10 protein-coding genes are annotated in these 16,519 nt (G+C 64.5%); 2 read left to right on the top strand and 8 right to left on the bottom strand.

Annotation, left to right across the window (positions count from 1 at the left end):
- Positions 1 to 128 precede the first annotated feature (128 nt).
- The 7 genes from VFV96_17855 to VFV96_17825 form a co-directional block, all read right to left on the bottom strand.
- Complete coding sequence (locus tag VFV96_17855; GenBank protein ID HEU5072272.1) at positions 129 to 611, bottom strand: hypothetical protein; 483 nt, start codon at positions 609 to 611, stop codon at positions 129 to 131.
- 511 nt (positions 612 to 1,122) lie between these two features.
- On the bottom strand, positions 1,123 to 1,545 hold the full coding sequence (locus VFV96_17850; protein HEU5072271.1) for a biopolymer transporter ExbD: 423 nt from the start codon (positions 1,543 to 1,545) through the stop codon (positions 1,123 to 1,125).
- A gap of 6 nt (positions 1,546 to 1,551) precedes the next feature.
- Positions 1,552 to 2,145 (bottom strand): MotA/TolQ/ExbB proton channel family protein, encoded by a 594-nt coding sequence (locus tag VFV96_17845; protein ID HEU5072270.1) that lies wholly within the window; start codon positions 2,143 to 2,145, stop codon positions 1,552 to 1,554.
- Positions 2,146 to 2,193: 48 nt separating this feature from the next.
- Positions 2,194 to 3,201 carry a TonB C-terminal domain-containing protein gene (locus tag VFV96_17840; protein HEU5072269.1) on the bottom strand — a complete coding sequence of 336 codons (1,008 nt, stop codon included), beginning with the start codon at positions 3,199 to 3,201 and terminating at the stop codon, positions 2,194 to 2,196.
- A 195-nt stretch (positions 3,202 to 3,396) separates the two neighbouring features.
- Positions 3,397 to 4,371, bottom strand: a complete 975-nt coding sequence (locus VFV96_17835) for an ABC transporter ATP-binding protein (protein HEU5072268.1) — start codon at positions 4,369 to 4,371, stop codon at positions 3,397 to 3,399.
- 4 nt (positions 4,372 to 4,375) lie between these two features.
- Positions 4,376 to 6,586 carry a hypothetical protein gene (locus VFV96_17830; GenBank protein ID HEU5072267.1) on the bottom strand — a complete coding sequence of 737 codons (2,211 nt, stop codon included), beginning with the start codon at positions 6,584 to 6,586 and terminating at the stop codon, positions 4,376 to 4,378.
- Positions 6,587 to 6,736: 150 nt separating this feature from the next.
- The gene (locus VFV96_17825) at positions 6,737 to 7,522 is read right to left on the bottom strand and encodes an alpha/beta fold hydrolase (GenBank protein ID HEU5072266.1); all 786 of its coding nucleotides are present in this window, start codon (positions 7,520 to 7,522) and stop codon (positions 6,737 to 6,739) included.
- Between the two features lie 192 nt (positions 7,523 to 7,714).
- Here VFV96_17825 and VFV96_17820 point away from each other — a divergent pair, with 192 nt between their 5' ends.
- Positions 7,715 to 14,158 (top strand): immunoglobulin domain-containing protein, encoded by a 6,444-nt coding sequence (locus tag VFV96_17820; GenBank protein ID HEU5072265.1) that lies wholly within the window; start codon positions 7,715 to 7,717, stop codon positions 14,156 to 14,158.
- A gap of 43 nt (positions 14,159 to 14,201) precedes the next feature.
- Here VFV96_17820 and VFV96_17815 read toward each other — a convergent pair whose 3' ends face one another.
- The gene (locus VFV96_17815; protein HEU5072264.1) at positions 14,202 to 14,948 is read right to left on the bottom strand and encodes a 4'-phosphopantetheinyl transferase superfamily protein; all 747 of its coding nucleotides are present in this window, start codon (positions 14,946 to 14,948) and stop codon (positions 14,202 to 14,204) included.
- A gap of 143 nt (positions 14,949 to 15,091) precedes the next feature.
- Here VFV96_17815 and rseP point away from each other — a divergent pair, with 143 nt between their 5' ends.
- Positions 15,092 to 16,510 (top strand): RIP metalloprotease RseP, encoded by a 1,419-nt coding sequence (gene rseP / locus VFV96_17810; GenBank protein ID HEU5072263.1) that lies wholly within the window; start codon positions 15,092 to 15,094, stop codon positions 16,508 to 16,510.
- The last annotated feature ends 9 nt before the right edge of the window (positions 16,511 to 16,519 follow it).

Here is a 16,519-nt window from a genome sequence, read left to right as displayed (position 1 = left end):
ACGACCCGACCGTGTGGCAACACGCCGAAGAAAAACTGAAGCTCAAGCAGATTCAACGCCTCCACCAATCCGCCACCGCCCTCGGCTTTAAACTCATCACCACCACCTGAACTTACACGCCTAGTTTCTTACGAGACCGCGGTCGTGTCCAACTCTCTCTGTGCAAGTGCAAGCTCATGCAACTCCCGGCTGCTGGTAATGAAAATCAATCGGTCACCCTCTGCCAAGTAAGATTCGGGACGAACACTATCAACCTGCTCCCACAACTCATCCTGCATCCCATCGTAATTCGTGTCGGTGAGAGAGAAGCCGCAATAATTCACAAGCGGCTTCCAAGACTGAACCTCCGTGGACCGCGAAAACACCAACCACTCGTCGAACTGGTCATGCGGTATCGCTGCGTCCGTGATACGCGGGCTATAGGTAAGCGAGCCAACCGACCGCCATCCCGACTGACGCTCCTCGTCGGAAAGCGTGAGACTGCCGCTGTCGAAACTGGTGTTGACGAGGTAACGACCAAGGACAATCTGAGGAACACGTCGCAGCAACGCATCCAGAAATGCGCTCTGCCACTGAATCCAGTAGTAGTCGTTGTGGCGTCCAGATGTCATGACGTGTGTAGCGGCCTAACGAAAAAAGCTGAGCCACCGCCGACTCGTGACGTGAACCGCGATAGCGGAACTGACAGCGCCAACGGCGGTTGGCTCCGGCGACTTGTTAGGCGTATCATCCATGACTACCATCTCTTCAAATGTCCGAGTCTGACTGCCGTGCTGCACGCCAAGACTATGCTCATGCCGATAAGCAAAGTGCCGGTGCGCACAGAACCGGAAATATTCAGTGCGACACCGAGTAAAACTAGAACTGTGGCGATGCTATAAAACAGAATCCCGAATCTCTTGGCTGTTGTTGTGGTCATATTTTTGTGTGATGTGCCCGATACGCCTAACATGTATTCGGCCAAACGCGGGTAAGGTCTAGCGCGGGGCGATTTGGCCTAGTTCGCTCGTGCATAATGGAATTGAAGGCTGACTTTTGGCGGGCGGCAAGATATTTGTTTGGCCTAGTTCATGGCTGACCCTACCTCACCCCAGCCCTCTCCCTCCCGCGCAGGCGGGGCGGTTATTTGGCGGCCTGCTTGGTGAAGGCGTTGACGCCTTTGATGCCGGCGGCTTTGGCGGCGTCCATCACCATCACGATCTGGCCAAACGGGGCCGCCTTGTCGGCGTTGATGGCGAGTTTGACGGCGGGATTTTTGGTGGCTTCGGCGAGCAATTCTTCCTTCAGCCGGTCGCGGGTGACGGCCCGGGCGTCGGGTCCCAGGCGCAGGGTGCCGCTGGCGTCAATGCTCACGATCAATGGCGGTTCGTCGTTGGCGCCGGACTTGGCGGCGGCGGAGGATTCGGGCAGGGCGAGGCGCAGTGCCGGCTGCTGTTTGAACGAGGTGGTGACGAGCAGGAAGATGAGCATCACGATCAGCACGTCGATCAGGGCGACGATGATGACCGCCGGGGTTTGACGGCGTTTGCGGATGGGAAAACGCATGGCCGGTTATTGCTTTTCTTCGCGGTAGAGGCGGCGCACAAATTCCTCGCAGAGCCGTTCCATTTCGACGCCGAGCACTTCCACCTTCTTGTTGAAGTAGCTCCAGGCGATGAGCGCGGGGATGGCGATGAGCAGGCCGAACAGCGTGGCGCGCAGGATGAGCCCGATGCCGCCGGCGAGCTTGGCCACGTCGTTCAGGCCGGTCTGCCCCAGGTCGCCGAAGAGCGTCATCATGCCGGCGATGGTGCCGACGAGGCCGATGAGCGGCGCGATGCCGACAATGATTTCCAGCACGACCAGCCCGCGTTCGAGCTTCACGATTTCGTGGCGCGCGCGGGTTTGCACGGCGTCCACGTTGTCGGCCTTGGGCTGGTCGAGGTGGTCCGCGGCGATTTTCAGCAGGCGGGCGATGGGGGAGGCGTGCTGTTCACAGACGCGGCGCAGCATCGGCACGTCATTGCGGGTCTGACAGGAATCCACCGCGGATTCAATTTCCGGGGGGATCACCTTGCGCCAGCGGAGCGCGAGGCCGCGTTCGATGACGAATCCCAGACCGGTGACGGAGGTGGTGATGAGCAGCAAATAAACGAGCAGTTCCATTAGCTTGTCCTAAATTGACTGAATGCGGCGGGAATTGTTCAAGTGATTCTAGTTGTAGTAAAACGTGAACCGCACTTCCCGGTAATCGGCGTCCACCTTGCGGCGCATGTCACTGGGCCATTTGGCGTAGGGCGAGGGGTCGAGGATGGCCTTCTGGCACAGCAGCGAGAGAATTTCGTCCACGCTGGAGTCCACGACCTTGAGGTCGCTGATGCGGCCGTCGTAGTTCAGGCGGAATTCAATCACGACGCGGCCGGACTGGTCGCTGGCGTAGCGGCGCTCGTCGAGCAGGTCATACCAGCGGTTCTGAATGGCGGCGACGATGGTGGCATCGTAGGCGCCAAAGGGCGAACCGATCGCATCGAGCGAGGAGACGACGTTGCGCTGGCGCACGCCGCCGTCCTGCCGCGCCTTTTGATTGGTGGTCGGGCTGGCGTGTTGGAGCTGGGCGAGCCGGGCCTTGGCCTCGGCCACGGTGCGCGGGCGGGGGCGGGGTGTCTCGTCCGCGCGGGCTGTTTCGGGTTGCGGCTTGGCCAGGGTGAGGTCGCCCGGCTGAAGGGCGGGTTTGGGCGGCGCCGCCTTCTCCGGGGCGGGCGCGGGGGGCGCGGGCGCCGGCTGGAGCGGCTGCGCCTTGGAGCGTTGCGTATCCTCGGTGTGCATGACGTGCTCCTGTGTGCCGGAGATTTGTGGCACGTCCGTTTCGCGTTCGGCGTCGGGATTGGCGGCGCGCGTGCTCTGGGCGGCGTAGTATTTGGCGTTCTTCGGCGGCTCGGCGACGGCGGTGTCGGGATTCACCTCGACGAACATGAGCGGTGGTTCGCGCTGCGCGGGCGGCTGTTTGGCGGCGTCCTTGACCTGCGGCAGCGTAGCCTTGACCAGGGCCTGAACCCAGGCCGGCAGGTGAATCCGGTCCCAGAGATGCGCCTTCTTGCCGGCTTCATAGACGCCGTAACAGGCGGCATGCAGGAGGAGGGAAGCCGCCAGCGCCCAGACCAGCCGGGAGATCTCCGGGCGGTCAGGGCGGAGCATCGAGGGCTGGCTGCGGCTCGCCGACATCGGCGTGAACTTGGAGCAAGACTGCGGATGGGGCAACAGGGAAACGGCGGCGGGGGATCGTGCGGGCGCCGCGGCGCCGGGCCCGGGGAGCGCCGACGTCCTCGTCGGCTTAACCGGCGCGAACGGCCACGCGGGTCGGCGGGGAAACACAAGCGGGACGCGCCCTGGAATGCGACGGCCGGAGCGCGGGCTTGTTTACTGCGTTTCGCCCTTGGTGACGCGCATGAAGACTTCTTCGAGGCCGATTTCGTCCTCGCGCAGTTCAATCAGCCTGGCGCCGCCGAGCACGAGCGTGCTGGCGACGATGCTGTGGTCGGTGTCGAGGCTGGCCAGGGTGATTTTGATTTCGCCGTCCACGGTGGCCACCTCCGTGATTTCCGGGCGCGCCTTGAGCAACTCCACGGCCTGGTCCTGGTCGGAGGCAACGCGCGCCCAGACGACGCGGTTTTGCTGCATCTGGTCGCGCACGCCCTGGACCGGGCCGCTGTAGATGAGCCGGCCCTTTTCGATGATGCACACGCGATTGCAGAGCGTTTGCAGCTCGCTGAGGATATGGGACGAGATGATGATGGTTTTGCCCATGCGCTGCAGCTCCTGCAGGATGGCCATCATTTCGATGCGCGCGCGCGGATCGAGGCCGGAGGCGGGTTCGTCCAGCAGCAGCAATTGCGGGTCGTGGATGAGCACGCGGGCGAGGCCGAGGCGCTGCTGCATGCCGCGGCTCAAGGCGCCGATGAGTGCGCCCTTCTTTTCGCTGAGGCCCACGAGTTCCAGCACGTCCAGCACGGTGCGTTCGCGTTTGGCGGAGGGGATTTTGTAGCAGGCGCCGAAGAAATCGAGGTATTCGGTCACCTCCATGTCCTTGTAAACGCCGAAAAAGTCCGGCATGTAACCGATGATGTGGCGGACGGCGTCGGCGTCCGCCACGACGTCCTTGCCGAAGATCAGGGCGCGGCCCGCCGTGGGGGTGAGAAAGGTGGCGAGGATGCGGAGCGTCGTGGTCTTGCCGGCGCCGTTCGAGCCGATGAAGCCGAACAAATCGCCCTTGTTGACGGTGAGGTCGAGATTGCTGAGCGCGGCGAGCGCGCCATACATGCGGCTGAGGCCGAAGGTCTGGACGGCGGCCACCGGCGGCGCGGCGGCGATGGTGGTGGCGGTCTCGGTGGGCATGGCGTCAATGGGTTGAAGGCAGCGGGAGCGTTTCCCGCCAGAGCGTGTTCACGGTCTTCCGGCGCGTCGCAAACTGGTTGAGCGGTTTGATGGGGGATTCGCCCGCGGACCAGGCCAGGACGATGGCGTTGTTCTGCCCGGCCGCGCCCGAGAGGTCGAACGCGGGCGGGCAGATGAACGTGTAATAATTCTGGCCGGCCTGCAGGTTGCCGAGGAACGAGGCGGCGACGCTGTCATTGGGCAGGTCGTTCAACCGTCCGCTTTCCATGCCGCCAAACGCGGCGCGGCGTTGTTGCACGGCGTTCTGGAAGCCGTTGCCGTAGCGGTTCACAAAGTCCGGCAGCGACGTGCTGCCGGTGGCAGTGGTCTGCGACCATTCGCGCGTCTGGCCGGCGGGCACATCGCCCAGTTCGTAGAGGAACCCGTCGAGGACGATGCGCACGTGCGTCAACGGTTTGGTGAGCCGGTTCTGCACCTTGAGCGTCCAGTTGGCCCCGTTCTTGTCCAGTGCGGCGAAGAACGGCGCATCCGCGGTCTGCAACCAGTCGTTCTCGAACAACTGGCACGTCCAGACGGGGACGAACAGGTCCGCCTTGAACGAGCTTTCGGACTGGACCACGCGGCCGCGATCGCTTTCGGACTGCGTGTTCCAGTTGCCCGAGAATTCGCCGCGGAAGGCGGTGGCCTTGGCGGCGCCGGCGAATTCGTAACGCTGGTTCACGGGCGAGTAGATGGAGCCAAAGGTGTGGCCGCGCAGTTCCGTGCGATTCCCCGCGGGGAAGACGTCCACCACGTGCAGTTCGTTCCATTCGGATTCACCGGCACGGAGCTTGTAGCCGACGAGGTAGATCAACACGGAGAACAACACGACGTAGCAGGGGAAGGTGATCCAGGTCAGCATGGGCTTGCCGAGCTTGCGCAGCCAGATCTGGTCCACGGGACCGATGACGGCGAGGTAGGCCAGCAACATCAGCAACAGCCAGCCGATGGGTAGTTTGCGCACCTGCCGGCTGTCAATCATCGCGCCGAAGATGCCGTCCACGCCCCAGCCGCTCGGGTAATAACTCTCCGTCGAGGCATACCAACGCGGCGGCACCTGGGCCAAGCGCGACCAGAACGCCGGCTGGTTGCGCCAGGACTTGACGGGCTCGCGCTCCGGGCTGAAGAGCAACACGGTGATGCGCCCGTTGCCGCGCGTGGTGGTGACGATGAGGGGCGTGCTCCCGACCGACACGAGCGGGGTTCCTTCCCGCACCCGGCCGGTGGCAAGGTTCAACCCGGCTTCGTCGAAGGCCGCATCGTTTTGCGCGTCGCCGAACGGCGTCTCCAGCGTCACGTCCGGCTTTTTCGGCGGGCCGGAATGCGAGCCGCCGGTGCGCGGCACATATTTGGCGAGGGACGGTTTGACGGGCGAACGGAGCCAGTCTTCGAGCGCCGTGCCGGGGTGCACCTGCTGCACGCCGTCCAACTCCACCGGGACCAGCGCGCGCAACCAGGCCAGGCTGTTGACGTCGCTGATCTGGTCCACGGCCACGATCAGGTGACCGCCGCTGTTGATCCACGACTGGATGGCGGCGACCTGGGAGGCGCGCAGGTCGGCGGCGCGTTCCGAACTCAAATACAACGCATCCAGCCCTTCGAGCACAATGGGGTTGTCGGGCAGCAGCGTGGGCTGGAAGCGGGCGGCGGCGGGCTGCCACTGGGTCTGGTTGTCGGCGACGCGTTGAAAGCTCGGCGTCCAACTAAATGTCCGCGAGACGGAGCCGAGCAGGACCGTGCTGCGTTTGACGATGCCGCGCGGGCGGAGGCTGAGCTGTTCGGCGCGCGTCCGGCCCTGTTCATCCTTGAGGCGGACGTCCCATTCGCCGTTGTAGGAATTGGCACAGAAGAGGGGGATGGTGACCCGCTTGCGCGTGCCGGTGGGCAGTTCCACGGGCACCAGCCGTGCGTAACCGCCCTGACCCATGCCGCCGCCGGTCACTTCAATCACGCCCTGAAATGCGGGCCCGTCGTTGTTGACCTCGCAGATGATGGGAAACCAGCTCGCTTCGGGAATGTAGTTGTCGAGGCCGAGAAAGACGTCGAATTGCAGCGCGGCGCGCAAATTGAGCGTCAGCAGAAAAAACACGGCCATGCCCAGCAGGCGCAATGACTGCAATCGCCGTCCGCTCCTGGCCGGGAACGGCTGCGAGACTGGATTTGGATCTGGCGCCATGGTTCGCCCGGTGGTTTGACGTGGGTTCTCTTAACAGACGCGCTGGCGTTGGCAAAGTTCAATTCGCGCGGGCGCCCCACTTTCCATCCGAGCGGCCCAAACGCGCGGTGGCGCGGCGCCAAGTCGTTTGACCAGGGCTGGAGCGATTCCTCACGCGAGGCCGCCGGGCCGGGCGCGCAGGAAGTGCAGCACAGCGTTCGCGAACGCCTCCGGCTGTTCCGCGTGCACCCAGTGGCCGGCGCCGGGAATTGTCGCGAATTGGACCCGCGGGAAGAGCCGCTGGATTTGGGGACGGTCGGCGGCGCTGACGTAATCCGAATCGCCACCTAGCAGAAACAGGGTTTCCCCGGCGAAGGGCGTGTCGCCCCGGACCGCCTCACGCAAGCGGTCGTAATTGGCGGCGATGCCGTCCAGGTGAATGCGCCAGCGATAACCGCCGTGCTCGCCGGGCATCAGGTTTTTCAGGAGAAACTGGCGCAACGCCGTTTCCGGCACGGCCGCGGTGAGGGCCTGATCCGCTTCGTGCCGGGTGGCGAAGCGTTCGGGGCGCAGATCGTGCAGGGCGCGCAGCAGGCGGTCAAAACGTGCTCCATACGCGCGCGGGGCCATGTCCACAACGACCAGTTTACGGACGCGGTCCGAGTGCTGCAACGCGAGTTGCATCGCCGTTTTGCCGCCCATCGAATGCCCGAGCACGTGGGCGGCCGCGAGGCCCTGCTGGTCCAGAAAGCGCGCGACATCGTCGGCCAGGGCGCCGTAATGCATCTCCTCGTGATGCGGCGAGTGGCCGTGATTCCGCTGATCCACGGCGAAGACCTGAAAATGTCCGGCGAATGCGCGGGCGGCGGGCAGGAGGTTTTGATGCGAGCCCAGCAGGCCATGCAACATGACCAGCGGTTCGCCCGCGCCCAGAGTGGTGTGATGAAGCTGGAGCAAAGTGGTAGGGGAAGGTCAAACGCCTCCCGTCAAATGCAAACGCTGGTCCCGCCGGGTGCGGCGCCGTCCGTAACATTGCGTAGGCATCCCGGTCGGCTCGCTCCTTGCGCACGGCGGTTGCCTTGGGGAGTATCATGCGGTTCCATAGAAATTCATTTTAGCCGCAACACGGGTGAGGTTTTCAAACACATTATGAATTACCGGGCTGCGTTTCTGCCGGGCAAATTCCGCACGCACGTTTTCCTCGCGCATTTCCTCCTGCTCCCGCTGGTCGCATGGGGAGCCTCGGATCCGACCATCACCACCGCGCCGCAAAATCAGAGCGTGCTGGCTGGAGCGAATGCCGTGTTCACCGTGGCCGCCACCGGCCCGGGCACACTCACGTATCAGTGGTCGCTGAACGGCACCAACCTGATGGACAACCCGCACATCACCGGCGCGACCAGTTCAACACTAACCCTCAACAACGTCGATGCGGCCGACGCGGGCACCTACCAGATCACGGTCAGCAATTCGCACGGGAGCGCCACCACCAATGCCGTGCTGACGGTGTGGCTGCCGCCCGCCGTTGTCGCCGGGCCCATCAGTCAGACGGTCAAGGCTTATGACACGGCGACCTTCAATGTCAGCGCGGGCGGCACGGCGCCGCTGGCTTACCAATGGCAGTTCAACGGCACGAACTTGCCCGGCCGCACGGATGTCAGCCTGGTTTTGACGAATGTGCAGGCGGCGGATGCGGGCAGCTACGCCGTTGTGGTGACGAACCTTTACGGCAGCGTGACCAGTGCGCCGGCGGTGCTGACGGTGCAACTGCCGCCGGTGATTTTGCAGCAGCCCCAGGCGCAGACGGTGCTTTGGGGTGGCCGCGCGACGTTCAGCGTGACGGCCACGGGCGCGCCGCCCACGACGTTTCAATGGTATCTCAACGGCACCAACCTGCTGGCGGATGAAACCAACGCCGTATTGACGCTCACGAACGTGCAGCCCGCGCAGGCCGGCTTTTATTCGGTGGGCGTGAGCAGCCCGGGCTGGGTGGCTTACAGCCTGAATGCCGCGCTGACCGTGGAACTGCCGCCGTCGGGCGTGCCGTTCATCACCGGCATCACCCCGACGATGGCGAGTCCCGGCGCCGTGGTCACGATCACGGGCACGAATTTCAATCCGGTCGCGGTCAGCAACCGGGTCTTTTTCGGCGCGGTCGCGGCGCCCGTGCTGTCGGCCAGCGCCTCGCAACTCACAGTGCGCGCGCCGGTCGGCGCGACCTTCGGTCCGATCACGGTGGCCGTGGGCGGGTTGGTGGCCGCTTCCGATGCGCTCTTCGAGCCCACGTTCACCGGCAGCGGCGCCAACGTGGCCACCACCAACTTTGCGTCCAGCTTCAACCTTGGCACCGGCGGCGGCCCGGGCTCGTGCGTCGTGGCGGATTTGGATGGCGACGGCAAACCGGAGATTGCGCTGGTCACGGGGGACAATCACGCCGTTGCGATTTTTCGGAACCTCAGCTCCAACGGCGCGCTGCTGGGCGCGGCTTCCTTTGCGGCGCGGCTGGATCTGCCGTTTCCCGGCACCGGCACGGGTGGCACGCCGTATCGGCTGCGGGCGGTGGATTTGGATGGCGACGGGCGGCTGGACCTGGTGGCCGCGGAAGTGAACGGCGCGCGGGTTTCCGTGTTTCACAATCTCGCCGTGCCGGGGACGTTGACGGGCAGTTCGTTTGAACCCGCCTTCAGCCTGGCCACCGGCAGTGATTGTCGCTTTGTCACCGCGGCGGATCTGGACGGCGACGGGCGGGCGGATCTCGTGGCGCTGAATTACGGCGCGAAGACCATTTCGATCTTTCACAACGTCGGCACGGTGGGGATGTTGAATGCCGCCTCGTTTGCGGCACCCGTGGTGCTCGCGGCACCCGGCGGACCGTATGAAGCGACGTTGGCCGATCTGGACGGCGACGGGAAACCGGACCTCGCGGTGGCCAACTCCGACAACAACACCGTTTCGATTTATCCCAATCTGGCCACGCCGGGGGGGCTCACGGCGGCCTCCTTTGCACCGCGCATCGACCTGCCGGCTGGCATCAATGCCTCCACCATTGCCGCCGTTGATTTGGATGGCGACGGCAAGCTCGATCTCGTGGTCGGTTCGGTGCAGAGCAATGCCATCAACGTGTATTGCAACGTCGGCGGCGGCGCGTTGACGGCCAGTTCCTTTGCGCCTCACGTGGACTTTGGCACGCCCGGCTGGATGCACACCGTTTCGGTGGCGGACTTCAATGGCGATGGGAAGCCGGACATTGGCGTGGTGGGAGAGCTGCCCAGCTACATGGCCATCTTCCAGAACGCCAGCACGCCGGGAAGTTTCACCAGCGCCTCGTTTTTGCCGCGCGTGGATTTCGGCACCGGTTGGAACGCGTGGGGCATCGCGGCGGGCGACCTCGATGGCGACGGTCGTCCGGACCTTGTCTTTTGCAACGCCTACGACGCGAACATCCAGATTTACCAGAACCAGGTGCCGTATGGCGGTCCGCCCACCGTGCTGGCGTCACCCGCCGATGTGGCCGTGCCGCTGGCGGCCACCTTCCAGCTTGCGGGCGCGGCGGGAGGGCAGTTGCCGCTTGATTATCAATGGCGTTTCAACGGCACCAATCTGGCCGATGGCGGCCGCATCTCCGGCGCGCGGACCAGCCGCCTGAGCATTGCCAACGCCCAGCTGGCCGACACCGGCGGGTATTCGTTCATCGTCACCAACAGCTTGGGCGCGGCCACCAGCGCCGTGGCGACGGTCACCGTCTTCATCGTGCCGCCAGTCATTGCCCAACCGCCGGCGAACCAGACCAATCTTGTGGGCAGCAATGCCACCTTCACCGCCAGCGTGACGGGCAGCGAGCCGCTGAGCTACCAATGGTTCCGCGCGGGCACGGCTTTGCTGGACGGTGACCGCATTAGCGGCGCGACCACGCCTGCGCTGACGGTTTCCAATTTGCTGACCGACGACGCGGCGAACTACTGGCTGGTGGCGTCCAATGCCGCCGGCACCGCAACCAGCACGGTCGCGAGCTTGACGGTGCTGATTCCGCCGGCGTTCACGCTCCAGCCGGTGAGCCAGATTACGGCAGTGGGTTCCAACGTGGTGTTCAGCGCGGCAGCCGAAGGCTCGGAGCCGATCCGCTATCAGTGGTATCTCAACGGCTCGCCGCTGATTGACAACGCCCGCATCACCGGCGCGTTGACGGCGAGTCTGGGCATTTCAAACGCGCAGACGGCCGATGCGGGCAATTACACGGTGGTGGCGGCCAACGCGGGTGCCTCGGTGACCAGCTCCAACGCGGCGCTTGCGGTGCTGGTCCCGCCTTCCGTGACGACGCCACCCGTCGGCCGTTCCGTGCCGTGCGGTCTGCCCACCACATTCACCGCGGCGGGCGCGGGCTCCGCCCTGACGTATCAATGGCGTTTCAACGGGGCGGACATTCCGGGCGCCACGAATGCGAGTTACGCCATTGCCGCCGTCGGAACCAATGACCTCGGTGGGTATCAATTCGCCGTCAGCAACGCCGTGGGCGTGGCGGTGAGCAGCAGCGCCTGGCTGACGTTTGGACCCGTCGCCGCCTGGGGCAACAACAGCCTCGGGCAGGCCCTGCCGCCGCCGGGTCTGAGCAACGTGGTGGCGATCGCCGGTGGCGCCGCGTTTTCGCTTGCGTTGAAGGGCGACGGCACCGTGGTCGTCTGGGGCGGCGGTCCGGTGACCAACGTTCCGCCCGGCCTGACCAACGTGGTCGCGATCGGGGCCGGCAACTTGCATGCGCTGGCCACGCTGGCGGACGGGACGGTCGTCTCGTGGGGCACAGGAACGGTGACGAATGTGCCGGCCACCGTAAGCAACGTGGTGGCCGTCACTGGTGGCAACAATCACAGCCTCGCGTTGCGCCGGGAAGGAACCGTTTACGAATGGGGCACCACGCGCAACATTCCCGCGCCGGCGGTGGGCCTGTCCGAGCTCACGAGCATTGCGGATGGGGTCGGCTACAGCCTCGCGACACGCAGTGACGGGACCGTGGTGCAGTGGGGCGCCTACTATCCGGGTGGCGTGAAACTGTCCAGTGACTTCAGTCTGGTGTCCGGCCTCAGCAACGTGGTGGCGGTTGCCGCGGGCTACAATTCAAGTCTCGCCTTGAAGGCGGATGGGCGCGTGGTGGCTTGGGGCTCCTACCTGGTATACCCGGTGCAAACGAACGTGCCCGCGAGTTTGACCGATGTGACGGCGATTGCCACCGCCACTTCTCCCGCGACTCAAGGTGGCGGTCATTCGCTGGCGCTGCGGTCGAACGGTCAGGTGGTCGCCTGGGGATTGAATTCATACGGCCAGACGAATGTTCCCGCGGCGTTGTCCAACGTGGTGGCCATCGCAGCGGGCTCGGCGCACAGCCTCGCCCTGGTCGGTGACGGCGCACCCGTGATTTTGCGCGAGCCGGTCGGCGGGACGGCGTTTACCGGCAGCCCCTTTGCGTTGAATGCGGGCGTCAGCGGAGCCGCACCCCTGTTTTACTCGTGGTCGTTGAACGGCACGAACCTGCCGGACACCGATGCGAGCCTGTCAATCACCGCCGCGCAGGCTGCCGACGCCGGCGTCTATCAGCTCACCGTGAGCAACGCGTTCGGCGTGGCCACCAGCGTGCCCGTGCCGGTCACCGTGCTCGACGGCGCGCCGGCGTTGCTCAGCTTCCCGGCCGCCACTAACCGCCCCTCTGTTGGCAGCGCGTTCACATTTACCGCCGTGCCCATCGGCTCCGGCCCGTTGCATTGCCAATGGCAGTTCAACGGTCAGGACCTCGCCGCGGCCACGAACGCGGATTTGCCGTTCGCTCCGGTGCGCATGAACAGCGGCGGGCAATACCGTTTCATTGCCAGCAATGCCTTTGGCGCGGTGACCAGTTCGATCGCCACGCTGATGCCCGTTTCGGTGGTGGCGTGGGGCAACAGCACCTACAGCCTGACCAACGTGCCGGCGAGCCTGACGAATGCCGTGGCCGTGGCGGCAGGCCCGCAGCTGGCGGCCGCCCTGCGTGCGGACGGCACGGTTACGGTGTGGGGACTGGAGAGCACGAACATTCCCGCCAATGTCACCAATGTGGTGCAGGTCGCGCTGGGCTATCCTTTTCGGCTGGCGTTGCGGGGGGACGGAACCGTGGCCACGTGGAATGTCAGCACGGCCTTCTCCAACGCTGTGGCGGGACTTGCGGGCGTGGTGGCGGTCGAGGCGGATTCCGCCGGCGGCACGTTTTTGAAAGCAGACGGAACGGTGATTCGACTCTCGAGCACCGGCGAAACCAACCAATATCCGCAACTGACCAATGTTGTGGCGTTGACGCGATTCAACAATGGCTTTGCCGCGTTGCGCGCGGACGGCACCGTGTTCACCACTGCGGGCAGCGGCATCGCGCCGCCGGCCTCCGCTAACTCCAACGTGCTGGACCTCGCCCTGGAAAGCAGCTACGGCTCGGTCCTGAAACGCGACGGCACGATGCAGAACTGGGGCATCTATTACAACGCATCCACCAATCTGCCCGGAATGGCGGCCGTTTGCGCCAATGCGGCGGAGCGCACCAATGGCACGGTCTTGCCCTGGGCGTGGACGCCCAATGCACCCTTGCTGACCAATGTCCCGCCGGGGTTGAGCGGCGTGAGCGCGCTGGACGGTTCCACCTACCTCACCTTGGCGCTGCTGACGACGCGCGCGTTTCCCGCCGTGCTCTTGCCGGACGCGCTCGACACGCCGGCGTTGGTCGTCAGTTCGCGCGGCAGTCCGCAATGGTATGGCCAGACCGGCGTCAGCCACGACGGCATCAATGCCGCGCAAAGCGCCGAGATCGGTGACAACACGGCGTCGTCCATGCGGCTGTGGGTGGCCGGGCCGCTGACCGTCAGCTTCTGGTGGAAGGTGTCGTCCGAAACGAACCACGATTTCCTGACCTTCGCGGCGGGTGGCGTGGTGCTGACGAACCTTTCCGGCGAAAGCGGCTGGCAGCAGTGCACCCTCACCACGCCGCCGGGAAATCAAATCCTCCAATGGACCTATGCCAAGGACGGGAGCGGCAGTGCCGGGCAGGATGCCGCCTGGGTGGACCAACTCATCCTTACGCCGGTTGCGCCCGCCCTCGTTGCGCAACCCGCCGGCACAAACGTGCTGGGTGGCGCAAATGTCACGTTGGGCGTGTCTGTCTTCGGCACGCCACCCTTGCTGTATCAGTGGCAGAAGGATGGGGACGCGATCCCGGGCGCGACGCAGGCGGTCCTGTCGCTGGCCAACGTCACGCGCACCAACTCCGGTCTCTACTCGGTGCTCGTCACCAACGACGCGGGCAACGCGGCCAGCAGCAATGCGCTGCTCACCGTGCGCGTCCCGCAACGGCTGACGGCGCCGACGCTGCTTCCGGACGGCACCCTGCAACTCGATTCAGCCGACGCCGACGGCGGCTCGCTTTCGCCTGATGACGTCGCCCATTTTGAACTTCAGGCGAGCACCAACCTGGTGGACTGGACGACGCTGGCGAACGGCCTGAGCTTCACCAATGGCACCTTGCTGCTCCAGGATCCGGACGCGCTGAAGCATCCGCTGCGTTTCTATCGCGTGTTGGAGCATTGAGTTGATGCAAGGCGCGCGGTCCGGCGGTGCGCCATGGTCCGATTCAGGCCACCCACGAAAATTCGCGAAGGATGAACCGGGCATTGGACGCTTCAACAGCCACCGCAGCCACGTAACCGGCGGCCGGCTGGAACGAATGCAAACTCCATTGCTCCGCCGCTTTAGCGCCGCCGTCAACGGATCGCAGCGCGGGCGGGGTTCCCCAAGCGAATTCAAAACGTGACAAAGCGTGGGCGATGCCTTGCCCGGTGCCTTTGACCACGGCTTCCTTGCACGTCCACAGGGTGAAAAAGGCCGTGACCTGTTCCGGGCCGGACAAATCCGACAGGACCGCGGCCTCCGCGGGAGTGAAAAATCTTCGCGCGATGGCCAGTGCGTCAGGGAAGGCGCGAACCCGCTCCACGTCCACGCCGACGGGTGCGGTCCGGCTCGCCGCCACCAAGGCAAAATCGCCGGAATGTGAGAGGTTGAATTCCAAATGGGCGCCCAATTCGGCGGCGAGCGCCGGTTTTCCATGCGGTCCGTTTTGAAAGTTCACCTCGCCCGGTGCGCGGCTCAGGCGATCCGCCACAATGCGCCGCAACGCGGCGTGGGCCACGACATAATTGCGGCGGGCGGGCGCCACGCGGAATTGTCCGGCACGGTGTTGTTCGGCGGGCGTCAGGATGGTGTGGGCCGCGGCGACGATTTTTGAAGGAACGTCCAGGGCAACGGTCCAAACCTCCACGGTGGCGCCGGTGGCCGGTGCTGACGGCGGCGAACTGGAGGCGTTGTGCGGGCTGGTGGCCATGAATTGGCTGGATCGTCCGGCCGCGAGTGTGGGCCGGAGCGGACGCCGGGCAAACCTTTTTCCGGGCAGGGGTCCGGATTCTCCCGTTGCTACCGCAAGGTTGGTTGCTATATTGCCGCGCCCAAACAGGGCGTTCATCGATTATGTCTGGTTTGAAAGTGTTTTTTATTATTCTGGAAGTGCTGCTGCTCTTCAATGCGCTGATTTTTGTCCATGAATTGGGGCACTTCCTTGCGGCCAAATGGCGGGGGCTGAAAATTGACCGCTTCGCCATCTGGTTCGGCAAACCAATATGGAAAACGAAGGCCGGGGGTGTCGAATACGCGCTCGGTTGGATTCCGGCCGGCGGTTACGTTGCGTTGCCGCAAATGGCCACGATGGAAGCCATCGAAGGCAAGGGGGAGCAGACCACGGCGGCGCTGCCGCCGATTTCGCCGCTGGACAAAATCATCGTGGCCTTTGCAGGTCCATTGTTCAGCCTTCTCCTGGCCGTTGGGTTCGCCGTCATTGTTTGGGGGGTGGGCCGGCCGGTCTCGTCTTCCGAGAGCAACACCACCGTAGGCTGGGCCGATCCCGCCGGGCCGGCCTATCAGGCCGGCATTCGCCCGGGCGACAAAATTATCGAGGTCGATGGCCATCCGGTCGAACATTTTGCGGGCGTGACGCAGGACAGCATCACCTGGCGCATCATTTCCAGCGAGGGCACGAACATCCCGGTCAAGTATGTGCGCGCCGGCAAGGAATTCACGGCTTACCCGGAGCCTTTCATCGGCACGAACAAATGGTATGAGCGCAAGGCGCTGCGCAAAATTCTCATTGCGCCCACTCAGGACATGGTGGTTGACGAGGTCGCGAGCAACAGCCCTGCGGCCCTGGGCGGTTTGCGGCACGGTGATGAAATCGTCGGCCTCAACGGTGAACGGGTTTACTGCTACATCCCCATTCTCGACGCGGAAGAAGCCTGCACCAACGCCGCTGCGGCGCCGCTGCGGCTGACCGTGCAGCGGGAGGGAAAAACGTTGGATTTGGAGTTGCGCCCCGTGCGGCCCGTGCAGCCGAAGGATGCCGCGCCCTCCCTTGGCATCCTGTCACTCGCAACCAAGGATGACGTGCAGATCATCCACCCCAATCCATGGGAGCAGGTGAAGGACAGCGTCATGCAAATCGTCAGCACCGTTCGCACCGTCACGTCGCGCAAGTCCGACGTCGGCCTGCAACAGTTGGGCGGCCCCGTGATGATCATTCGCGTTTACAAAAACCTGTTTGAGGACGAGCAGGGATGGCGCAAGGTGCTTTGGTTCAGTGTGGTGTTGAACGTGAATCTGGCACTGCTCAACATGCTGCCGCTGCCCGTGCTGGATGGTGGCCACATTGTGCTGGCCCTGGTGGAAGCCATCCGGCGACGCGCGGTCAGTCCCAGGTTGCTGACCTTCATTCAAAACGGGTTTGCGATTCTGCTGATCGGCTTCATGATTTACATCGCATTCTTCGACACCGGCGACTGGGTGCGCAGCGCCCGTCAAAGCCGTCCCGAGTCGCCCGTCTTCGCGCCGGTCAAGTAGTTTCCCGCC

This window comes from Verrucomicrobiia bacterium (assembly GCA_035765895.1).
In the GTDB taxonomy this organism is placed as follows: domain Bacteria; phylum Verrucomicrobiota; class Verrucomicrobiia; order Limisphaerales; family DSYF01; genus DSYF01.
This window is presented reverse-complemented; position numbering and strand designations above follow the sequence as displayed.